The sequence below is a fragment of the Streptomyces sp. NPDC026417 genome (genome assembly GCF_055567695.1).
Map to the genome: position 1 here is coordinate 106892 of NZ_JBVHPY010000004.1, position 21995 is coordinate 128886.

The 21995-nt window shown below is 70.0% G+C and carries 16 protein-coding genes and 1 pseudogene; 13 read left to right on the forward strand and 4 right to left on the reverse strand.

All coding sequences use genetic code 11. The features are described from left to right. Window positions 1–141: 141 nt before the first annotated feature. A complete protein-coding gene (locus tag ACZ4NT_RS08125) occupies window positions 142–906 on the reverse strand; it encodes an IclR family transcriptional regulator (RefSeq protein ID WP_121404156.1) in 765 nt (254 codons plus the stop codon). 342 nt (window positions 907–1248) lie between these two features. On the opposite strand from ACZ4NT_RS08125, the gene metH reads away from it, so the two are divergent. The 4 genes from metH (at window position 1249) to ACZ4NT_RS08145 (ending at window position 9374) form a co-directional block, all read left to right on the forward strand. Continuing rightward, complete coding sequence (gene metH / locus ACZ4NT_RS08130) at window positions 1249–4776, forward strand: methionine synthase (RefSeq protein WP_467724276.1); 3528 nt, start codon at window positions 1249–1251, stop codon at window positions 4774–4776. A gap of 211 nt (window positions 4777–4987) precedes the next feature. Then, entirely contained in the window at window positions 4988–5689 is a 702-nt protein-coding gene (locus ACZ4NT_RS08135) for an HAD family hydrolase (protein WP_121404160.1), read from the forward strand. Between the two features lie 423 nt (window positions 5690–6112). Beyond that, complete coding sequence (locus tag ACZ4NT_RS08140) at window positions 6113–7711, forward strand: ABC transporter substrate-binding protein (protein WP_121404164.1); 1599 nt, start codon at window positions 6113–6115, stop codon at window positions 7709–7711. Window positions 7712–7790: 79 nt separating this feature from the next. Then, on the forward strand, window positions 7791–9374 hold the full coding sequence (locus ACZ4NT_RS08145) for an ABC transporter substrate-binding protein (RefSeq protein WP_467724278.1): 1584 nt from the start codon (window positions 7791–7793) through the stop codon (window positions 9372–9374). A 122-nt stretch (window positions 9375–9496) separates the two neighbouring features. Here ACZ4NT_RS08145 and ACZ4NT_RS08150 read toward each other — a convergent pair whose 3' ends face one another. Both ACZ4NT_RS08150 and ACZ4NT_RS08155 read right to left on the reverse strand, forming a co-directional pair. After that, complete coding sequence (locus ACZ4NT_RS08150; RefSeq protein WP_010988071.1) at window positions 9497–10168, reverse strand: response regulator; 672 nt, start codon at window positions 10166–10168, stop codon at window positions 9497–9499. A 14-nt stretch (window positions 10169–10182) separates the two neighbouring features. Further along, complete coding sequence (locus tag ACZ4NT_RS08155; RefSeq protein WP_121404166.1) at window positions 10183–11277, reverse strand: RecB family exonuclease; 1095 nt, start codon at window positions 11275–11277, stop codon at window positions 10183–10185. A gap of 933 nt (window positions 11278–12210) precedes the next feature. Here ACZ4NT_RS08155 and ACZ4NT_RS08160 point away from each other — a divergent pair. The 3 genes and pseudogenes from ACZ4NT_RS08160 to ACZ4NT_RS08170 all read left to right on the forward strand — a co-directional run. Next, window positions 12211–13380 (forward strand): annotated as a pseudogene (locus ACZ4NT_RS08160) (site-2 protease family protein); the annotation flags it as partial. A 98-nt stretch (window positions 13381–13478) separates the two neighbouring features. After that, window positions 13479–14381 (forward strand): tRNA (adenine-N1)-methyltransferase, encoded by a 903-nt coding sequence (locus ACZ4NT_RS08165; RefSeq protein ID WP_121404170.1) that lies wholly within the window; start codon window positions 13479–13481, stop codon window positions 14379–14381. A 198-nt stretch (window positions 14382–14579) separates the two neighbouring features. Then, window positions 14580–15158, forward strand: coding sequence for a hypothetical protein (locus tag ACZ4NT_RS08170; RefSeq protein WP_121404172.1), 579 nt, complete (start codon window positions 14580–14582; stop codon window positions 15156–15158). Window positions 15159–15196: 38 nt separating this feature from the next. Here ACZ4NT_RS08170 and ACZ4NT_RS08175 read toward each other — a convergent pair whose 3' ends face one another. Then, on the reverse strand, window positions 15197–15502 hold the full coding sequence (locus ACZ4NT_RS08175; RefSeq protein ID WP_121404174.1) for a ferredoxin: 306 nt from the start codon (window positions 15500–15502) through the stop codon (window positions 15197–15199). A 254-nt stretch (window positions 15503–15756) separates the two neighbouring features. Between ACZ4NT_RS08175 and arc the strand changes: the two genes are divergently transcribed. From arc to prcA, 6 genes are all read left to right on the forward strand, one after another. Then, on the forward strand, window positions 15757–17523 hold the full coding sequence (gene arc, locus ACZ4NT_RS08180; RefSeq protein ID WP_121404178.1) for a proteasome ATPase: 1767 nt from the start codon (window positions 15757–15759) through the stop codon (window positions 17521–17523). Between the two features lie 234 nt (window positions 17524–17757). Beyond that, a complete protein-coding gene (gene dop / locus ACZ4NT_RS08185; protein WP_467724282.1) occupies window positions 17758–19269 on the forward strand; it encodes a depupylase/deamidase Dop in 1512 nt (503 codons plus the stop codon). A gap of 166 nt (window positions 19270–19435) precedes the next feature. Continuing rightward, complete coding sequence (locus ACZ4NT_RS08190) at window positions 19436–19654, forward strand: ubiquitin-like protein Pup (protein WP_467724284.1); 219 nt, start codon at window positions 19436–19438, stop codon at window positions 19652–19654. A 40-nt stretch (window positions 19655–19694) separates the two neighbouring features. Then, on the forward strand, window positions 19695–20294 hold the full coding sequence (locus tag ACZ4NT_RS08195; RefSeq protein WP_467724286.1) for an endonuclease VII domain-containing protein: 600 nt from the start codon (window positions 19695–19697) through the stop codon (window positions 20292–20294). Then, the gene (prcB, locus tag ACZ4NT_RS08200) at window positions 20246–21091 is read left to right on the forward strand and encodes a proteasome subunit beta (protein WP_121404185.1); all 846 of its coding nucleotides are present in this window, start codon (window positions 20246–20248) and stop codon (window positions 21089–21091) included. The genes ACZ4NT_RS08195 and prcB overlap by 49 nt, the downstream gene beginning before the upstream one ends. A 58-nt stretch (window positions 21092–21149) precedes the next feature. Then, a complete protein-coding gene (gene prcA, locus ACZ4NT_RS08205; RefSeq protein WP_121404187.1) occupies window positions 21150–21896 on the forward strand; it encodes a proteasome subunit alpha in 747 nt (248 codons plus the stop codon). Window positions 21897–21995: the final 99 nt, after the last annotated feature.

Genomic DNA, 21995 nt, shown 5'->3' on the forward strand with positions numbered 1-21995 from the left:
GTGGGTGTTATGGGTCGCTACGCACTCCTTGTCGCGTGCATCACCAAAACCCCCCCCCCCGTGCAACAACGCGTCCTTCCCCGGGGGGGGGGGGGAGGGGCGGGCGCCCCCCCCCCCCCCCCCCCCTTCCCTGCCCGTGCCTCAGAAGCGGCCGGCTCCCAGATCGCGTGACACCGCGCGGGCGCAGTCGCGCACCGCGGCGATCAGCTCGGGACGCAGCTCGCCGTCCTTGCAGATCCGCTCCACGGCCCCGGTGATGCCCACCGCGCCCACCGGCATCCGCCGCTGGTTGTGGATCGGCGCGGCCACCGAGGCGACGCCCGTCCAGGTCTCCTCGACGTCGTCCGCGTACCCCCGCGCCCGCGTCAGGTCCAGCACGCCCTCGAACGCGTCCGGCTCGCTTATCGTCCGGGGCGTGAACGTCTTGCGCTCGGCCTCCAGGACCTCGCTGTGCGCCACCGGGTCGTAGGCCGCGAGGACCTTGCCGAGCGCCGTGGAATGCAGCGGCTGCATGGCCCCGACCTCCAGCACCTGACGGCTGTCGTCCGGCCGGAACACGTGGTGCACGATCAGCACGCCCTGCTGGTGCAGCACGCCCAGGTAGACGCTCTCGCCGCTGGAGCGGGCCAGGTCGTCGGTCCACACCAGGGCACGCGCCCGCAGCTCGTGGACGTCGAGGTACGTGGTCCCCAGCCGGAGGAGCTCGGCGCCCAGCTGGTACCTGCCCGACGCGGTGTCCTGCTCGACGAAGCCCTCGTGCTGCAGGGTCCGCAATATGCCGTGGGCCGTACCCTTGGCGAGGCCCAGCGAGGAGGCGATGTCCGACAGGCCGAGCCGCCGCTCACCGCCCGCGAGCAGGCGCAGCATCGCGGCCGCCCGTTCGAGCGACTGGATGTTCCGTGCCATCGCCGTGCTGCCCTCCGTCCCCTTCGGCCGTCGGCGAGCCTGTGCGCTACCGCCGTTCGGCAATGTCGAACACTACCGGTCGTGACCGACGTCCCGCTAATGGGCGGAGGACAACACTTCCCCCAGGGGAGCACGCCGGGCGCCGCCGCCCGTACGGACGATCCGCCCCGGACCCCGCCGCGCCGCCCCCGTACCCGCCCGCACGGGCTCTTTCCGCACGCCACGCGCGTCCGGACCGTGGACGCCCCGTCCACGCCGTGGCACTCCGGGCTACCCTGACGGCGTGCGCCTTCCATGGGAAGCGCAAAGCCGACAGCCGTCGCACTCCAGGGAGCACCCTTCATGGCCTCGTCGCCTAACCCGTCCCCCTCGTCCGCAGCCTCCGAGAGCCGGACCCGAACCGACGCCCTCCGCCGGGCGCTCGCCACCCGTGTCGTGGTGGCCGACGGCGCCATGGGCACGATGCTCCAGGCCCAGGAACCGACCCTCGAGGACTTCGAGAACCTCGAGGGCTGCAACGAGATCCTGAACCTCACCCGGCCCGACATCGTCCGCTCCGTCCACGAGGCGTACTTCGCCGTGGGCGTCGACTGCGTCGAGACGAACACCTTCGGGGCCAACCACAGCGCGCTCGGCGAGTACGACATCCCCGAGCGCGTCTTCGAGCTCTCCGAGGCCGGCGCCCGCATCGCCCGCGAGGTCGCCGACGAGTTCACCGCCTCCAGCGGACAGCAGCGCTGGGTGCTCGGCTCCATGGGCCCCGGCACCAAGCTGCCGACCCTGGGCCACGCCCCCTACACCCTGCTGCGCGACGCCTACCAGCGGAACGCCGAGGGCATGATCGCCGGCGGCGCGGACGCCCTGCTGGTGGAGACCACCCAGGACCTGCTGCAGACGAAGGCCGCCGTCCTCGGCGCCCGCCGCGCACTGGACGCCACCGGCCTCGACCTGCCGCTGATCGTCTCGGTCACCGTCGAGACCACCGGCACCATGCTGCTCGGCTCGGAGATCGGTGCCGCGCTGACCGCGCTCGAACCGCTCGGCATCGACATGATCGGCCTGAACTGCGCCACCGGCCCCGCCGAGATGAGCGAGCACCTGCGCTACCTCGCCCGCCACTCGCGCATCCCGCTGTCCTGCATGCCGAACGCCGGTCTGCCCGTCCTCGGCAAGGACGGCGCGCACTACCCGCTGACCGCGCCCGAGCTGGCCGACGCGCAGGAGACCTTCGTCCGCGAGTACGGCCTCTCGCTGGTCGGCGGCTGCTGCGGCACCACCCCGGAGCACCTGCGCCAGGTGGTCGAGCGGGTCCGTGACCTGTCGCCCACCGCCCGCGAACCGCACCCCGAGCCCGGCGCCGCGTCCCTGTACCAGACCGTGCCGTTCCGCCAGGACACCGCCTACATGGCCATCGGCGAGCGCACCAACGCCAACGGCTCCAAGAAGTTCCGCGAGGCCATGCTGGAGGGCCGCTGGGACGACTGCGTGGAGATGGCCCGCGACCAGATCCGCGAGGGCGCGCACATGCTCGACCTCTGCGTCGACTACGTCGGCCGCGACGGCGTCGCCGACATGGAGGAACTGGCGGGCCGCTTCGCCACCGCCTCCACCCTGCCGATCGTCCTCGACTCCACCGAGGTCGACGTGCTGCGGGCCGGCCTGGAGAAGCTCGGCGGACGCGCCGTCATCAACTCGGTCAACTACGAGGACGGCGACGGCCCCGAGTCCCGGTTCGCCAAGGTCACCGCACTCGCCCGGGAGCACGGCGCCGCGCTGATCGCGCTGACCATCGACGAGGAGGGCCAGGCCCGCACCGTCGAGACCAAGGTCGCCATCGCCGAGCGGCTGATCGAGGACCTGACGACGAACTGGGGCGTCCACGAGTCGGACATCCTCATCGACTGTCTGACCTTCACCATCTGCACCGGCCAGGAGGAGTCCCGCAAGGACGGCATCGCCACCATCGAGGCGATCCGCGAACTCAAGCGGCGGCGCCCGGACGTGCAGACCACCCTGGGCCTGTCGAACATCTCCTTCGGGCTCAACCCGGCCGCGCGCGTCCTGCTGAACTCGGTCTTCCTCGACGAGTGCGTCAAGGCGGGCCTCGACTCGGCGATCGTGCACGCGAGCAAGATCCTGCCGATCGCCCGCTTCGACGAGGAGCAGGTCACCACCGCCCTCGACCTGATTTACGACCGGCGCCGCGAGGGCTACGACCCGCTGCAGAAGCTGATGGCGCTGTTCGAGGGCGCCACCACCAAGTCCCTGAAGGCGGGACGGGCCGAGGAACTGGCCGCCCTGCCCCTGGACGAGCGGCTCAAGCGGCGCATCATCGACGGCGAGAAGAACGGCCTCGAACAGGACCTCGACGAGGCGCTGACGGAGCGCCCCGCCCTGGACATCGTCAACGACACGCTGCTCGACGGCATGAAGGTCGTCGGTGAACTCTTCGGCTCCGGCCAGATGCAGCTGCCGTTCGTCCTCCAGTCCGCCGAGGTCATGAAGACCGCGGTGGCGCATCTGGAGCCGCACATGGAGAAGACCGACGACGAGGGCAAGGGCACCATCGTGCTGGCCACCGTGCGCGGCGACGTGCACGACATCGGCAAGAACCTCGTCGACATCATCCTCTCCAACAACGGCTACACCGTCGTCAACCTCGGCATCAAGCAGCCCGTCTCCGCGATCCTGGAGGCCGCCCAGGAGCACCGCGCCGACGTCATCGGCATGTCCGGCCTGCTGGTCAAGTCCACGGTGATCATGAAGGAGAACCTGGAGGAGCTCAACCAGCGCAAGCTGGCCGCCGACTACCCCGTCATCCTCGGCGGCGCCGCCCTCACCAGGGCATACGTCGAGCAGGACCTGCACGAGATCTACGAGGGCGAAGTCCGTTACGCCCGCGACGCGTTCGAGGGCCTGCGCCTGATGGACGCGCTGATCGCCGTCAAGCGCGGCGTGCCGGGCGCCGCCCTGCCGGAGCTCAAGCAGCGCCGGGTGCGGCCCACCGCCCGGATCGAGACCGAGGAACGGCCGGAGGAGGGGCACGTACGCTCCGACGTCGCCGTCGACAACCCCGTGCCCGAGCCGCCGTTCTGGGGCACCCGCGTCATCAAGGGCATCCAGCTCAAGGAGTACGCCTCCTGGCTGGACGAGGGGGCCCTCTTCAAGGGCCAGTGGGGTCTCAAGCAGGCGCGCACGGGCGACGGCCCGACGTACGAGGAGCTCGTGGAGAGCGAGGGCAGGCCCCGGCTGCGCGGCCTGCTGGACCAGCTCCAGACCGGCAACCTGCTGGAAGCGGCGGTGGTCTACGGATACTTCCCCTGCGTGTCCAAGGACGACGACCTGATCCTCCTGGACGAGCAGGGCAACGAGCGCACCCGCTTCACCTTCCCGCGCCAGCGCCGCGGCCGCCGTCTCTGCCTCGCCGACTACTTCCGGCCCGAGGAGTCCGGCGAGACGGACGTCGTCGGTCTCCAGGTCGTCACCGTCGGCTCCCGGATCGGCGAGGAGACCGCCCGGCTCTTCGAGTCCAACTCCTACCGCGACTACCTCGAACTGCACGGCCTGTCCGTCCAGTTGGCGGAGGCACTGGCCGAGTACTGGCACGCGCGGGTGCGCGCCGAACTCGGCTTCGGGGGAGAGGACCCGGCCGCCGTGGAGGACATGTTCGACCTCAAGTACCGCGGCGCCCGCTTCTCCCTGGGCTACGGCGCCTGCCCCAACCTGGAGGACCGCGCCAAGATCGCCGGACTCCTGGAGCCGGAGCGCATCGGCGTCCACCTCTCCGAGGAGTTCCAGCTCCACCCGGAGCAGTCCACGGACGCGATCGTGATCCACCACCCCGAGGCGAAGTACTTCAACGCCCGCTGACGCCCCCGGGGGCCGCCTTCCGGGACGGCCTCCGCGGGTACGACGAGCCCGCCCTCCGGGGCGGGCTCCGGCGTGACGCGAGGCACGCGCAGGCGTTCACCGAGGCATTTCGACCGGACAAGTCGTACACTGGTCGGTCCACTGCAGGCCGGCTGCCCGTCGTCGAAAAAAGGGCAGCCGGCCTGATCGTCCCTCAAGGAGGTGCGCCCGGATGACCAGTACGGTCCCCGCGCTCGGAACCCGTACGGCCGAAGGCTCAGCCCTGCAGGCCGTGCTCCTCGACATGGACGGAACCCTGGTGGACACCGAGGGGTTCTGGTGGGACGTCGAGGTCGAGGTCTTCGCGTCCCTCGGCCATGTGCTCGACGACTCCTGGCGCCATGTCGTGGTCGGCGGCCCCATGACACGCAGCGCCGGCTTCCTCATCGAGGCCACCGGCGCCGACATCACGCTGCCCGAGCTGAGCGTCCTGCTGAACGACGGGTTCGAGGCCCGCATCGGGCGGGCGCTGCCGCTGATGCCGGGGGCGGCCCGGCTGCTCGCCGAACTCGCCGCGCACCGCATCCCCACCGCTCTGGTCTCCGCCTCGCACCGGCGCATCATCGACCGCGTCCTGGCCTCCATCGGCCCCCAGTACTTCGGTCTGACCGTCGCGGGCGACGAGGTCGAGCGGACCAAGCCCTTCCCCGATCCGTATCTGCTGGCGGCCGCCGGGCTCGGCGCGGATCCGGTCAGATGCGCCGTCATCGAGGACACCGCGACGGGTGTGGCCGCCGCCGAGTCGGCGGGCTGCCACGTGGTCGCCGTGCCGTCGGTGTCGCCCATCGCGCCCGCCCGCCGACGCACCGTGGTCTCCTCTCTGGAAGAGGTGGATCTGGGATTCCTCCGGGGCCTGATGACGGAAATGCGCTAGGACTTCACCCAGTGTGCGGGTCCTAATACGCGGAAAAACCGGAGACCGCCGCCCGCACAATTCGGAACCAGGTCGGATGGCCGAATTCCGGTACTCGGTAACCCAGTTGACTGTGTGACGTTCGCCACTCTCCTTGGGGTCGACACCGGAGTCGTCCTGTGCTGAGCCCCCCGTTTCAGGGGTACTTGGTGTGCCCTTGTGTCCTGATTGATGGAACGCTGCACGAATCCTTCCCCTGTCGGGTTTTCGGTGCGTCCACGCCCGGTTTCGCAGCGTGATGGGAGGGTGGCTCCCGTACCTGTGAGCCGCCCCGCAGGTGCGGACTAATCTCGTCGCGAGAACCTCGCCACAACTCCCCGTGATCCGCAGCACCACCCCTGCATGCCGGGTACACGGACTCGACAGCTCTGGAGAAACTCGAGCATGAACCGCAAGACTTTGGTGCTGCCGGCGATCGTCGGCCTGCTCGGCCCCGTGCTCGCCGGCTGCGGTGGTTCCGACAGCGGCAGCAAGGGGGGCGACGCGATCGTCGTCGGCACCACGGACCGGTTCACCCTCTCGAGCGATGCCCCCGCGCCGCTCGACCCGGCGTACGCGTACGACGTCGGCACCTGGAACATCCTTCGCCAGACCGTGCAGACCCTCATGGTCCAGCCGCGTGGCGACGGTGAGCCGGAGCCCGAGGCGGCCCAGGAGTGCGGTTTCACCGACTCCGGGAACGAGCGGTACGTCTGCACCCTGCGCGAGGACCTCAAGTTCTCCAACGGTGACCCCATCACCGCCAAGGACGTGCAGTTCTCCATCAACCGCGCACTCTCCCTCGAGGCCGACAGCGGTGTGTTCGCCCTGCTGTCCACCGTCGACACCATCGAGACCAAGGGCGACCGCGAGGTGATCTTCCACCTCAAGACGGCCGACGCCACCTTCCCGTTCAAGCTGTCGACCCCGGTCGCCGGCATCGTCAACCCCGACGACTACGAGAAGGGCAAGCTGCGCGACGGCTTCCAGGTCGACGGCTCCGGCCCGTACACCCTCGAGTCCGAGGTCAAGAACAACGAGCTCGTCAACGCCGTCTTCACCAAGAACCCGCACTACAAGGGCCTGTTGAAGCCGAAGAACGACAAGGTCGAGCTGCGCTCCTTCACCAGCGCCGAATCCATGGGCAGCGCGCTCGAAAAGGGCGACATCGACCTGATGACCCGCTCGATGACGCCCGCGCAGATCAAGAAGCTGTCGAAGAACTCCGAAGGCGACGTCGACCTGGTCGAGATGCCCGGTCTGGAGATCCGCTACCTCGGCTTCAACACCGGTGCCTCGTCGGTCAAGTCGAAGGCCGTCCGGCAGGCGATGGCCCAGCTCGTCAACCGCGGCCAGCTCATCGACAAGGTCTACGGCACCCAGGCCGAGCCCCTCTTCTCGATGGTCCCCGCCACCATCACGGGCCACAACAACTCGTTCTTCAACGAGTACGGCGACCCGAGCACCTCCAAGGCCAAGGCCTTCCTCACCAAGGCCGGCATCTCCACCCCGGTGAAGCTCACGCTCCACTACACGACGGACCACTACGGCACCGCCACCAAGGCGGAGTTCGAGGTCCTGAAGTCGCAGCTCAACGGCAGCGGCCTGTTCGACGTCGACATCAAGGGCGAGGCCTGGGACAAGTTCCGTCCCGCCGAGATCGCCGGCAAGTTCGACGTGTACGGCATGGGCTGGTTCCCCGACTTCCCGGACGCCGACAACTACCTGGCGCCGTTCCTCGACAAGGACAACACCCTCGGCTCGCCGTACGCGAACGGCGAGATCCGCAACACGCTGATCCCCGAGTCCCGCCGCGAGGCCGACCGGCTCACCGCGTCGAAGAGCATCAGCGAGATCCAGGACATCGTGGCCGCGGACGTACCGCTGCTGCCGCTGTGGCAGGGCAAGCAGTACATCGCCACCCGCGACGACATCACGGGCGCCGAGTGGGCCATCAACTCCTCCTCGACCCTGCAGCTGTGGGAGCTCGGCCGCGGCCTCTGAGGCACGGTCGGGCCATCCCGAACCCGGGACCCTCTGCGGTCCACCGGGACGTTCAGATCCAACGACAAGGCACATGCACGTGAACATGCGTAACCAGTGGCCGGTCCTGTCCATCGTGACGGGGCTGGCCGCCGGCCTGCTGACCGGATGCGGCTCGGACACCGGCGACTCCGAGAGCAGCGGATCCTCCGTGGTCGTGGGGATGTCCGACGACGTCCTGGCAACCGACCCCGCCACCGGCTACGACCCCGGGTCGTGGCTGCTGTTCAACAACGTCTTCCAGTCGTTGCTGAGCTTCCCCAAGGGCGGCACGGAACCCGAGCCCGAGGCCGCCCGCGAGTGCGCCTTCACGGACGGCGGCACCAAGGTCTACACCTGCACCCTCCAGGACGGCCTGAAGTTCAGCAACGGTGACGCACTCACCTCGAAGGACGTCAAGTTCTCCTTCGACCGACTGCTCAAGATCGACGACGACGCGGGCCCCGCGATCATGTTCCCCATGCTCGACGAGGTCACCACGCCGGACGCGAAGACGGTCGTCTTCAAGCTCAAGTACCCCGACGCGACCTTCCCGAGCAAGATCGCCTCGGGTGCCGGCTCGATCGTGGACCACCGGCAGTACTCCGCCGACGGACTGCGCACGGACGGCCAGGCGGTCGGATCGGGACCCTACAAGCTGGAGTCCTTCGCCAAGGACCAGGCCGTCTTCTCCGTCAACGACAACTACCGGGGCACCGCCGAGGTCCAGAACTCCGGCGTGACCCTGAAGTTCTTCCACGGCGACCAGTCCGCCCTGAAGAACGCGCTGCTCGCCGACCGCGTCGACCTGGCCTACCGGGGCCTCGCCGCCGACGACATCGCCGACCTCGACGACGCCGACTCCACCGGCAAGGGCGTCGAGGTCGTCGAGGGCACCGGCGCCGAGGTGCAGCATCTGGTCTTCAACATGGACGACCCGGTCGCCGGCAAGCTCGGCGTCCGCAAGGCCATCGCCTATCTGCTCGACCGCGAGGCCCTGGTCGGAGAGGTCTACGAGGACACGGCGACCCCGCTGTACTCGATCATCCCGGCCGGCATCACCGGCCACGACACCGCGTTCTTCGACACCTACGGCGCCCGCCCGTCGAAGTCCAAGGCACGGGCCGCACTGCAGGAGGAGGGCGTCACCGGCAGGGTGAAGCTGACCCTGTGGTCGACCCCCTCGCGCTACGGCCCGGCCACCGACGAGGAGTTCCGGGCGATCGCCCGTCAGCTCAACGCGAGCGGCCTGTTCGACGCCTCCGTGAAGTCCGTCCCGTTCGACCGGTACGAGAAGGACATCGCCCAGGGCAAGTACGGCGTGTACGTGAAGGGCTGGGTGCCCGACTACCCGGACCCCGACAACTTCACGGCCCCCTTCTTCGGCAAGGGCAACGTGCTGGACAACAACTACACCAACAGCACGATCACGTCCCACCTCATCCCGAAGACCGCCGCGGAGAGCGACCGCTCCTCGACCGACGCGGACTACGGCCGGGTCCAGGGCATCGTGGCCGACCAGGTGCCGGTCATCCCCGTCTGGCAGGCCAAGCAGTACGCGGTCGTGCGGGACAACGTCTACGGCCTCGAATACTGCCTCGACGCCTCGACCGTCTTCCGCTTCTGGGAGATCAGCAAGGACTGAGCACGACCGCCCGAGCGGGCACAGCGCAGTGGGCGTCTCCTTCCGGCCGGAAGGAGACGCCCACCGCGTTCCGTGTGAAGCCGCGCGGGTCCCGAGCGGAGGCCACCGCGCGCCCTCCTCGGCTACTGCGCGCCGGGACGCACCAGCCCGCTCTCGTACGCGTACACCGCGGCCTGCACGCGGTCGCGCAGGCCCAGCTTGGTGAGGACGTGCCCCACATGCGTCTTGACGGTGGTCTCGCTGACGAACAGGTCGGCCGCGATCTCCGCGTTCGACAGGCCCCGTGCCACCAGCTTCAGCACCTCGACCTCGCGCTCGGTCAGCGTGTGCAGGGTGTCCGGCACCGGCTCGTCACCGGACGGCAGATGGCCGGCGTACTTGTCGAGCAGCCGGCGCGTGATGCTCGGCGCGAGCATCGCCTCGCCCGCCGCGACGACCCGGATCGCCTGGACCAGTTCGTTGGCCGGGGCGTCCTTGAGGAGGAAGCCGCTCGCGCCGGCGCGCAGCGCCTCCACCACGTATTCGTCGAGGTCGAAGGTGGTCAGCACGAGGACCTTCGCCGGACCGTCCCGGCCGGGGCCGGTGATCTGCCGGGTCGCCTCCACTCCGTCCATCCGCGGCATGCGGATGTCCATCAGAACCACATCGGGCTGCAGAGCACGGACCTGGTCGAGTGCCTGGAGGCCGTCTCCGGCCTCGCCGACGACCGCAAGGTCCTGCTCCGCCTCCAGGATCATCCGGAAGCCGGTACGCAGCAGCGGCTGGTCGTCGACCAGTAGGACGCGGATGGCCACGTAAGTCTCCTTCGCTAGTCCGGCCCCATTCTGCCCTGCGCGGCCGCACCGGATTCGGGCGCCCTGACCGGGAGCGGATACGGCGGAGGAGTGCCGCCGAACTCCGGGCACACCTCACGGTGGTCGCACCAGCCGCACAGCTTCGTCGGCCGCGGCCGCCAGTCGCCGGTCTCGGTGGCCTCGCGGATCGCCTCCCACAGCGCGAGCAGCTTGCGCTCGACGCGCTCCAGGTCCGCGACCACCGGGTCGTACGTCAGCACGTCGCCGCTGCCGAGATAGACGAGCTGGAGCCGGCGCGGCACGACCCGCTTCAGGCGCCAGACCACCAGCGCGTAGAACTTCATCTGGAACAGGGCGCCTTCGGCGTACTCCGGCCGGGGGGCCTTGCCGGTCTTGTAGTCGACGATCCGCACCTCGCCCGTCGGCGCCACGTCGACGCGGTCGATGATGCCGCGCAGCTTCAGCCCCGAGTCCAGGCTGGCCTCGACGAAGAGCTCGCGCTCCGCCGGTTCGAGCCGGGTCGGGTCCTCCAGCGTGAACCAGCGCTCGACCAGCCGCTCCGCCTCGCCCAGCCAGCGGGCCAGGCGCTCGCCCTCCGGGTCGTCGGCGAACAGCTCCACGACCTCCGGCCTGGTCTCCCGCAGCCGGTCCCACTGACCGGGAATCAGGGACTTGGCCCGCGGCGCGGTGCGCTCCGTGGCCGGTGCGTCGAAGAGGCGCTCCAGCACCGCGTGCACCAGCGTGCCGCGGGTGGCCGCCTCGCTGGGCTTCTCGGGAAGCTTGTCGATCACCCGGAAGCGGTAGAGCAGCGGACACTGCATGAAGTCGCCCGCGCGCGACGGCGACAGCGAGGCCGGGGGCACGGCCGCGACTTTCGCGACCGCCTCGGCGACGGCCCCGTCGGCCACCGCGACCGCCGACGGCTCGCCGGCCTGGGCGGGCACGCCCTCCGCCGCGGCCCCGGCGGAAGACGCCTCCGGCACCGCGGTCACCGGGGCCACGGCGCTCGCGGCGGCCTCCGACGGCACGGCCGTGCCGGTGCTGCCGGAGGGGGCTTGCGCGGTGCCGGGCACGCCGGCCTCCGCCGGGTCCTCGGTGCTGGTGTCCATGACGACAGACCTTACGGCCCGGCACCGACAGCGACCCAGCCGCGGCTCGGGCGACGGCACGGAAAACTCGGGGGGTGCCGGGGCGGGACGCGCCGCGACGGCCGCATACCATCGACCGGAGACCCTCCCGCCCTGCATGATCGGGAGTAAGGGAGACGCTTCGAACGAGGGGACATCGTGGACGAGAGCGGCGGGAGCGGGCAGCCGCGGTCCGGCAGCGACGAGGCGACCGGGCGTCACACGGGTCCATCGGCACCTGCGGCCGCCGGACCCGGGCGTCCTGCGCCCGAGCGGCACGACGTCCCCCGGGAACCGGCCCCTACCGACCCCGAGACCCCCGCGGCCCGGGGGGACGGTGAAACTCCCGCGACGCAGGAAAGCGACCGGGGTGCCGCCTCGGGGGCGCCCGGGCGGACCGGCCGCGCGGAGCCCGTCGGGGAAGGCGGGACCGGTCCGGCCCCGGACCGCGGCGAGGAGCCCGGCGTCACCGCCCCGCCGCCCGGCGGTCACCGGCCGGCCCCGGACCACGAACCCGACGGCAACCCCGCCGCACCGGGCCCGACCGGGCCGACGACCGAATCGGCCGGGTCTGCCCCGGCCCCCTCCGCCAACGGGCCGGACGCCCACCCGGAGCCCGCCGGGAAACCCGAGGCGCGGCCCCACCCTGTCGCACAGCCCGAAGCGCAAGCCGACCCGGCCGCGCAGCCGGGCCCCGCCGGGAAGCCCGAAGCGCAAGCCGACCCGGCCCCGCACCCCGCGCCCGCCGGGAAGCCCGCGACACCGGCCGGCCCGGCCTCGCCCCCCGACCCCTTCGCGAAGCCCGAGGCGCACCGCGACCCCCTCGGGAAGCCCGGCGCGCAGCACGCTCCGGGAGGTACGGGCGGCCCGCCGGAGCACCGGACCCCCGCCACGGCCGGCAACCGCCGGGGCCGGCCCCCGCGCCGTCCCAAGGAGCCCGGCGGCGGGCTGCTCATGGGTCGGCCCTTCGGCGTGCCCGTCTACGTCGCCCCGAGCTGGTTCCTCGTCGCCGCCCTCATCACCTGGGTGTTCGGCGGCCAGCTCGACCGGGTGCTCCCCGAGCTCGGCAACCTGCGCTACCTCGTGTCCCTCTTCTTCGCCGTCGCCTTCTACGCCTCGGTACTGGTGCACGAGCTGGCGCACACCGTCGCCGCCCTCCGCTTCCAGCTGCCGGTCCGCCGGATCCAGCTCCAGTTCTTCGGCGGGGTGTCGGAGATCGAGAAGGAGTCCGAGACACCCGGCCGGGAGTTCGTGCTGGCCTTCGTGGGCCCCCTGCTCTCCCTGGTCCTCGCGGGCATCTTCTACGCCGCCATGCAGGCCGTCGAACCGGGCACCGTCCCCGGCGTCCTGCTCGCCGGCCTGATGATCTCCAACCTGATCGTGGCCGCCTTCAACCTGCTGCCCGGCCTGCCCCTCGACGGCGGCCGGATGCTGCGGGCCGTGGTCTGGAAGATCACCGGCAAGCCGATGAGCGGCACCGTCGCCGCCGCCTGGGTCGGCCGCGCGCTCGCCGTCTCCGTCCTGATCGGGCTGCCCCTGCTGACGCAGTCCGGCGCCCTCGGCGACGCACCCGAGGACATCGGCGGCATGGACACCGTCATGGACGCCCTGCTCGCCGCGATCCTCGCCGCCATCATCTGGACCGGTGCCGGCAACAGCCTGCGCATGGCCCGCCTGCGCGAGCACCTGCCGGAACTGCGCGCCCGATCCCTCACCCGCCGCGCGGTCCCCGTCGAGACCAGCACACCGCTCTCCGAGGCCCTGCGCCGCGCCAACGAGGCCGGCGCCCGCGCACTCGTCGTCGTCGACCCCGACGGCGAACCGCTCTCACTGGTCCGCGAAGCCGCCATCGTCGGCGTGCCGGAGCACCGCCGCCCGTGGGTCGCGGTCAGCGGGCTCGCCCAGGACCTCACCGACGGCATGCGCGTCTCCGCCGAACTCGCGGGGGAGGAGCTCCTCGACGTCCTGCGCGCCACCCCCGCGACCGAGTACCTGGTGGTGGAGGACTCCGGCGAGATCTACGGAGTCCTCTCGGCCGCCGACGTGGAGCGCGCCTTCGTCAAGGCGATGGCCCGGCCCTCCTAGCGATCACGCCGACGCCCGGCGAACCCGCCCCGGCGGCCCCGGCCGGACCCGCCCGACAGGTGGTCCGCGGCCCCCGTCGGGACCGGTAGGCTGTTCACATGTCCGAACCGACCGGTGCCGCCCGCAGGCGCGGGCCCTTCAAGGTCGGGGACCAGGTTCAGCTGACCGACCCCAAGGGCCGCCACTACACGTTCACGCTCGAGGCCGGGAAGAACTTCCACACCCACAAGGGTTCCTTCCCCCACGACGAGCTGATCGGCGCTCCCGAGGGCAGCGTTGTCCGCACCACGGGGAACGTCGCCTATCTCGCGCTGCGCCCCCTGCTCCCCGACTACGTCCTGTCCATGCCCCGCGGCGCCGCCGTGGTCTACCCCAAGGACGCGGGGCAGATCCTGTCCTTCGCGGACATCTTCCCCGGCGCGCGCGTCGTGGAGGCGGGGGTGGGCTCCGGATCGCTCAGCAGCTTCCTGCTGCGCGCCATCGGCGACCAGGGCATGCTGCACTCCTACGAGCGTCGCGAGGACTTCGCCGACATCGCCCGGCAGAACGTGGAGCGCTACTTCGGCGGCCCGCACCCCGCCTGGCAGCTCACCGTCGGCGACCTCCAGGACAACCTGAGCGACACGGACGTGGACCGGGTCATCCTCGACATGCTCGCCCCCTGGGAGTGCCTGGAGGCCGTCTCCAAGGCGCTCGTCCCGGGCGGCATCCTGTGCTGCTACGTCGCCACCACCACGCAGCTCGCGCGGACCGTCGAGTCCATCCGCGAGATCGGCTGCTTCAACGAGCCGACCGCCTGGGAGTCGATGATCCGCAACTGGCACATCGAGGGACTGGCCGTCCGCCCGGACCACCGGATGATCGGCCACACCGGCTTCCTGCTCACCGCCCGCCGCCTGGCGGACGGCGTCGAGCCGCCCATGCGCCGCCGCCGCCCCGCCAAGGGCGCCTACGGCGAGGACTACGCGGGACCGAACGCCGACGGCGGCGCCGGCCGCTGACCCCGCAGGCGCGAGCCGACGACATCACCAACGCACCACGGCCGTGGCCGAGTTCCCGGGAACGCCCGGGAACTCGGCCACACCGCTTTTCCGTTGACGAACCGGCACGAGTACCCACCCCCCGGTTCCGCCTCACTGTGACGTGTGGCACCATGCGAGCCACCCCCACCGGCACAGCCTTCACAGGAGACGCTCCGAGTGCAGCAATCCGCCGTCCCGGAACTGGCACACACGCACACCAGCCCCATCCACTGGGTCGCCACGGCCACCGCCCTCGCGGGCGTCGTCGCGCTGTCCTCGGTCCTGCAGCCGGACGCGGCGACGGCGGCCCAGGCCGCGGGCACCGACGCGAAGGCCGCCCCGGCCGCCGCCGCGCCGCCCGACCCCGCGGCGGTCGACTTCCCGATCGAATGCGGGCCCGCGAAGGTCCTGGTCCAGAAGAAGGCCTCCGGGGACCTCGACGGCGACGGCCGCCCGGAGACGGTCGCCGTGGTCCGCTGCGACGCCGGGTCCGGCACCCCGCCCAACGGTGTCTACGTGCTCACCCAGGGCGAGGGTGCGGGCAAGCCGCGCGTCGTGGCCACGCTCGTCGATCCCGCGGACCGCAGAAGCGTCTCGGACTTCGCGCTGCGCGACGGCGCCGTCACCGCCACCCTGCTCGGCTACTCCTCGGCCGCCGTACCGAGTTGCTGCCCGGACGTGAAGGACCCCGCCAAGTGGCAGTGGAAGGACGGCGCGTTCGTCCGCTCCAGGCCCTCCGAGGCGCAGAGCGTCTGAGGAACCCGGCGGAGCGGTGACACCGGGTGCCCGTCAGGTCACCCGGCGTCCGGTCCGTAGACCTCGACCCTGTCCGAAACGCGCCGCACATGGATGCAGTCGCCCGGACACTCCTTGGCGGAGTCCGCGACGTCCCGCAGAAGCGTCAGCGGTACGGGGGTTGTGGCGCCCGGCGCCTGGAGCAGCTCCTCGTCCGCGCTCTTCACGTAGGCCAGGCCGTCGATGTCCAGCTCGAAGACCTCGGGCGCGTACTGGGCGCAGATGCCGTCGCCGGTACAGAGATCCTGGTCGATCCAGACCTCCAGCGCCTCGCCGTCGACTCCTGCCTCCTGCTGCACGGTCATTTCTCCTGCCGTTTCCTGCGTCGAGCGATCCGATTCGCCGGCAAGTCGGGCCAGCTCTGACGGGTGTTGAACACTTCGACCCTACCTCCGTCCGCTTCCCAATCATGTTGGGTGGGTATTCCCCTGGCGTGAGGGAGAGCGCAAGGGTGAAGATCGGACACACCTCGACAGTCTTTGTGATCTAGGGGTTTCAATCGACACCCACCCAGGTAGGGTCTGGAAGCGTCCAGCTCCCCTTGGAGGAGGTGAGGACCGTGGCAGCCCACGACGACGACATGAACCGCGGCATCCGCCCGGGAAGAGGGTCCGATGACCCCGCCGGGCAGATTGCCTACCTTGAGCAGGAGATCGCCGTCCTGCGACGCAAGCTCGCCGACTCTCCGCGGCACACGAGGATTCTCGAAGAGCGGATCGTCGAGCTGCAGACCAACCTGGCCGGCGTGTCCGCGCAGAACGAGCGGCTCGCCAATACGCTCCGTGAGGCCCGCGACCAGATCGTGGCCCTCAAGGAGGAGGTCGACCGGCTGGCCCAGCCGCCGGCAGGCTTCGGTGTCTTCCTCACGGCGAACGAGGACGGCACGGCGGACATCTTCACCGGGGGCCGCAAGCTCCGGGTGAACGTCAGCCCGAGCGTGGAGCTCGAGGAGCTCCGTCGCGGCCAGGAACTGATGCTGAACGAAGCCCTCAACGTGGTCGAGGCCATGGAGTACGAGAGCGTCGGCGACATCGTCACCCTCAAGGAGATCCTCGAGGACGGCGAGCGCGCCCTCGTGGTGGGGCACACCGACGAGGAACGGGTGGTACGGCTCGCCGAGCCGCTGCTGGACGTCACCATCCGTCCCGGCGACGCCCTGCTGCTCGAACCCAGGTCCGGCTACGTCTACGAGGTCGTACCGAAGAGCGAGGTCGAGGAGCTCGTCCTCGAAGAGGTCCCGGACATCGGCTACGAGCAGATCGGCGGCCTGGGAAACCAGATCGAACTGATCCGCGACGCGGTCGAGCTCCCGTACCTCTACCCCGACCTCTTCAAGGAGCACGAACTGCGGCCGCCCAAGGGCGTGCTGCTCTACGGGCCCCCCGGATGCGGCAAGACGCTCATCGCCAAGGCCGTGGCGAACTCCCTCGCCAAGAAGGTCGCCGAGGTGACCGGGCAGGCCACCGGCAAGAGCTTCTTCCTCAACATCAAGGGCCCCGAGCTCCTGAACAAGTACGTCGGCGAGACCGAGCGGCAGATCCGCCTGGTCTTCCAGCGTGCGCGTGAGAAGGCCAGCGAGGGCACCCCCGTCATCGTCTTCTTCGACGAGATGGAGTCCCTCTTCCGCACCCGCGGCTCCGGTGTCAGCTCGGACGTGGAGAACACCATCGTCCCCCAGCTGCTCGCCGAGATCGACGGTGTGGAGGGCCTGGAGAACGTGGTCGTGATCGGCGCCTCGAACCGCGAGGACATGATCGACCCCGCCATCCTGCGCCCCGGCCGGCTCGACGTGAAGATCAAGATCGAGCGCCCCGACGCCCAGGCCGCGAAGGACATCTTCGCGAAGTACCTCACCTCGCGGCTCCCGCTGCACTCCGACGACCTCGGCGAGCACGGCGGCGACCGGGAGGCCACCGTCCACGGCATGATCCAGACCGCCGTGGAGCAGATGTACGCCGAGTCCGAGGAGAACCGCTTCCTCGAGGTCACGTACGCCAACGGCGACAAGGAAGTCCTGTACTTCAAGGACTTCAATTCCGGCGCCATGATCGAGAACATCGTCGGCCGCGCCAAGAAGGCAGCCATCAAGGACTTCCTCGACGCGAACCAGAAGGGCCTCAGGGTCTCCCACCTCCTCCAGGCATGCGTGGACGAGTTCAAGGAGAACGAGGACCTGCCGAACACCACCAACCCGGACGACTGGGCCCGCATCTCCGGCAAGAAGGGTGAACGGATCGTCTACATCCGCACCCTCGTCACCGGAAAGCAGGGAGCGGACACCGGACGCTCCATCGACACGGTGGCGAACACCGGTCAGTACCTGTAAAAGCCAGGGCGGCTGCGGGTGCCCTCAGTGGGTACCCGCAGCCGACTGTTTTTCAGGACACGGCCGGAGCAAGGCAATGACGCAAATGATCTCCCCACCAGCGCAAAGGCGTTCTAGGCTCTTTCGTACCGCCGAGTCGCGTGTTGCGGGGACGGGCACCGCACACGCACCGGAGCACCAGCGGTACTTGAGCAGCGCCCCCGACCGAGGGCGCCGCCGGGCAAGGAGGGCCGCATGACCGTACGGCGAGTAATGGGCATTGAGACGGAGTACGGCATCTCCGTCCCCGGCCACCCCAACGCCAATGCCATGCTCACCTCATCCCAGATCGTCAACGCCTACGCGGCGGCGATGCACCGGGCGCGCCGCGCCCGGTGGGACTTCGAGGAGGAGAATCCGCTGCGGGACGCGCGAGGGTTCGACCTCGCCCGTGAGACCGCCGACTCCAGCCAGCTCACCGACGAGGACATCGGTCTGGCCAACGTCATCCTCACCAACGGCGCGCGTCTCTACGTCGACCACGCGCACCCCGAGTACAGCGCCCCCGAGGTCACCAACCCGTGGGACGCCGTCCTGTGGGACAAGGCCGGCGAACGCATCATGGCCGAGGCCGCCGAGCGCGCGGCCCAGCTGCCGGGCGCCCAGCCGATCCACCTCTACAAGAACAACACCGACAACAAGGGCGCCTCCTACGGCACGCACGAGAACTACCTGATGAAGCGGGAGACCCCCTTCTCGGACATCGTGCGCCACCTCACCCCGTTCTTCGTCTCCCGGCAGGTGGTCACCGGCGCCGGACGCGTCGGCATCGGCCAGGACGGCCACGAGCACGGGTTCCAGCTCAGCCAGCGCGCCGACTACTTCGAGGTCGAGGTGGGCCTGGAGACCACCCTCAAACGGCCGATCATCAACACGCGCGACGAACCGCACGCGGACGCGGAGAAGTACCGCCGCCTGCACGTGATCATCGGCGACGCGAACCTGTCGGAGATCTCCACCTACCTCAAGCTGGGCACGACGGCGCTGGTCCTGTCCATGATCGAGGACGGCTTCATCGCCGTCGACCTGGCCGTCGACCAGCCCGTTCGCACCCTGCACCAGGTCTCGCACGACCCGACGCTCAAGCGCCTGGTCACGCTCCGCAGCGGCCGCACACTCACCGCCGTCCAGCTCCAGATGGAGTACTTCGAGCTCTCCCGCAAGTACGTCGAGGAGCGTTTCGGCGCCGACGCGGACGACCAGACGAAGGACGTCCTCGCGCGCTGGGAGGACACCCTGAACCGCCTGGAGAACGACCCGATGAGCCTCGCCGGAGAGCTCGACTGGGTCGCCAAGCGGGAGCTCATGGAGGGCTACCGGCGCCGCGACGACCTCGACTGGGACGCGGCCCGACTGCACCTGGTCGACCTCCAGTACGCCGACGTGCGCCCCGACAAGGGCCTGTACAACCGTCTGGCGGCCCGGGGCAGGATGAAGCGCCTCCTGGACGAGACGGACGTCGAGCGGGCCCGTACCAAGCCGCCGGAGGACACCCGTGCGTACTTCCGCGGACGCTGCCTCGAGCAGTACGCGGACGACGTGGCGGCGGCCTCCTGGGACTCGGTGATCTTCGATCTGCCCGGCCGGGACTCGCTCCAGCGCGTCCCAACCCTTGAGCCGCTTCGCGGAACGCGTAATCACGTCAAGGAGCTCCTCGACCGCTGTCGTACGGCGGAAGACCTGGTCAGGGTCCTGTCGGGCCACTGAGCGGGCCCGGAGCCCCCACCGGGCCCGGTGGGCCCGGTGGGGTGGAAAGAGGCGGTGTCCGGGAATCATCGAGGTGGCGCCCGGACGTTGTAGCAACTGCGGGGCCGATGTCGGACCCTGCTTGTAGGGTCTGATCAAGAACGTCGAACCGAGCGGGGTGAGGGTTATGGCGACCAAGGACACCGGCGGCGGGCAGCAGAAGGCCACGCGTTCCACCGAGGAGGCCGAGGAGCAGACGCAGGACGCGCAGGCCTCCGAGGACCTCAAGGAGCGCCAGGAGAAGCTGAGCGACGACGTGGACTCCGTCCTGGACGAGATCGACGATGTCCTCGAAGAGAATGCTGAGGATTTCGTTCGAAGCTTCGTTCAGAAGGGGGGCCAGTAGCCTTCGAATCGAAGGCTACTGATGGCCGGGGGGCCGGAAAATGGCGGACGGGGTGGGCGGGAAGCGCTGCTCGCGGTGCAAGATCCACAAACCGCGATCAGCCTTCGCGAGCAACCGGTCCGTGCGGGACGGTCTTCAGGCCTATTGCCGGGAGTGCGCGGCGGCCTACCACCAACAGCGCCAGGTCGCCAAGGGGCGCAATGTCCGACCACGGGTCGAAGTGCCCGTGGGGCACAAGTACTGCCGCGGTTGTGGCGAGGTGAAGCCACACTGCGAGTGGCACCTCAACGCCACTTCCTCGGACGGCCTGGCGACCTGCTGCAAGTCGTGCAAGGCCGTCCGAGGAAGACAGGGGCACGGGCACCTGAAGCGTCGGTACGGCATGACCGAAGCCGAACGTGACGAGATGATCGCCGCTCAATACGGGCTCTGCGTGATCTGCTTAAAGGCTCCTGCCATTCATGTGGATCACTGCCATGAGACGGGTAGGGTCCGTGGCGTACTGTGCTTCAACTGCAATTCGGCCATCGGCAAGTTGGGAGACGATCCCGACGCTGTTCGTCGGGCTGCCGCCTACCTGGAGGGAAACGCGTGGAAGCCAACACTCGTAGCACCGGGCGTCTACCGGCTGCCTTCCTGACGCCTGGGTCGTCGTCGTTCATGGACTTCCTGTCCGAGCATCAGCCGGCCATGCTCCCGGGCAACCGGCAGCTGCCGCCCACCCAGGGCGTGATCGAGGCGCCGCACGGCACCACCATCGTCGCCGTCACGTTCCCCGGCGGCGTGGTGCTCGCCGGTGACCGGCGGGCCACGATGGGCAATGTGATCGCGCAGCGGGACATCGAGAAGGTGTTCCCGGCCGACGAGTACTCGGCGGTGGGCATCGCCGGCACGGCGGGCCTGGCCGTGGAGATGGTGAAGCTGTTCCAGCTGGAGCTGGAGCACTTCGAGAAGGTGGAGGGCGCCACGCTCTCCCTGGAGGGCAAGGCGAACCGGCTCTCCACCATGATCCGCTCCAACCTCGGCATGGCCATGCAGGGTCTCGCCGTGGTCCCGCTCTTCGCGGGGTACGACGTGGACCGCGAGCGCGGCCGCATCTTCTCCTACGACGTCACCGGCGGCCGCTCCGAGGAGCACGGTTTCGCCGCCACCGGTTCCGGCTCGATCTTCGCGCGCGGGGCCATGAAGAAGCTCTACCGCGACGATCTGACCGAGGAGCAGGCCACGACCCTCGTCGTCCAGGCCCTGTACGACGCGGCCGACGACGACTCGGCGACGGGCGGTCCCGATGTCGCCCGCCGGATCTACCCGATCGTCACCGTGATCACCGAAGAGGGATTCCGCAGGCTCGGCGACACCGAGTCCTCCGAGATCGCCCGCGCGATCCTGGAGCGGCGCCTGGAGCAGCCCGACGGCCCGCGGGCCGCGCTGCTCTGACATCGCTCTCTCTTACCCAGGTGACCCTGTGACTTCGACAGAAAGGGACGGATAACCGGTGTCGACGCCGTTCTATGTCTCACCCCAGCAGGCGATGGCCGACCGGGCGGAGTACGCCCGCAAGGGCATCGCCCGTGGCCGCAGCCTGGTCGTGCTGCAGTACGCCGACGGCATCGTGTTCGTCGGCGAGAACCCGTCCCGTGCGCTGCACAAGTTCAGCGAGATCTACGACCGGATCGGCTTCGCGGCCGCCGGCAAGTACAACGAGTACGAGAACCTGCGGATCGGCGGGGTGCGCTACGCCGACCTGCGCGGCTACACCTACGACCGTGACGACGTGACCGCCCGCGGCCTCGCCAACGTGTACGCCCAGACCCTGGGCACGATCTTTTCCTCCGCCGCCGAGAAGCCGTACGAGGTGGAGCTGGTGGTCGCCGAGGTCGGTGAGACCGCCGAGGGGGACCAGATCTACCGGCTGCCGCACGACGGCTCGATCGTGGACGAGCACGGCTCGGTCGCGGTCGGCGGCAACGCCGAGCAGATCAGCAGCTATCTGGACCAGCGCCACCAGGACGGCATGACGCTCGCGGAAGCGCTCAAGCTGGCGGTGCAGTCCCTGTCGCGGGAGCCGAACGGCGGCGAGCGGGAGATCCCCGCGGAGCGCTTGGAGGTCGCCGTCCTGGACCGGACGCGCCCGCAGAAGCGCAAGTTCAAGCGCATCACCGGGCGGCAGCTCGGCCGCCTGCTGGAGGCCGGTGGTGCGTCCACCGCCACGGAGGCCGAGGACGCCGACGACGACGAGTGACCTGGTCTTTCGTCCTACGCTGTCTGTGCCCCGGCCGCCACGGCCGGGGCACACGGCGTTGCGGGTGGGGGGCCGCTCCTGTTGCATTCGCGCGGCGGG

Coding starts and splice junctions, on each gene's coding strand:
- ACZ4NT_RS08125 (WP_121404156.1), bottom strand. CDS start 906: ATGGCACGGAACATCCAGTCGCTCGAACGGGCGGCCGCGATGCTGCGC.
- metH (WP_467724276.1), top strand. CDS start 1,249: ATGGCCTCGTCGCCTAACCCGTCCCCCTCGTCCGCAGCCTCCGAGAGC.
- ACZ4NT_RS08135 (WP_121404160.1), top strand. CDS start 4,988: ATGACCAGTACGGTCCCCGCGCTCGGAACCCGTACGGCCGAAGGCTCA.
- ACZ4NT_RS08140 (WP_121404164.1), top strand. CDS start 6,113: ATGAACCGCAAGACTTTGGTGCTGCCGGCGATCGTCGGCCTGCTCGGC.
- ACZ4NT_RS08155 (WP_121404166.1), bottom strand. CDS start 11,277: ATGGACACCAGCACCGAGGACCCGGCGGAGGCCGGCGTGCCCGGCACC.
- ACZ4NT_RS08165 (WP_121404170.1), top strand. CDS start 13,479: ATGTCCGAACCGACCGGTGCCGCCCGCAGGCGCGGGCCCTTCAAGGTC.
- ACZ4NT_RS08175 (WP_121404174.1), bottom strand. CDS start 15,502: ATGACCGTGCAGCAGGAGGCAGGAGTCGACGGCGAGGCGCTGGAGGTC.
- dop (WP_467724282.1), top strand. CDS start 17,758: ATGACCGTACGGCGAGTAATGGGCATTGAGACGGAGTACGGCATCTCC.
- ACZ4NT_RS08190 (WP_467724284.1), top strand. CDS start 19,436: ATGGCGACCAAGGACACCGGCGGCGGGCAGCAGAAGGCCACGCGTTCC.
- ACZ4NT_RS08195 (WP_467724286.1), top strand. CDS start 19,695: ATGGCGGACGGGGTGGGCGGGAAGCGCTGCTCGCGGTGCAAGATCCAC.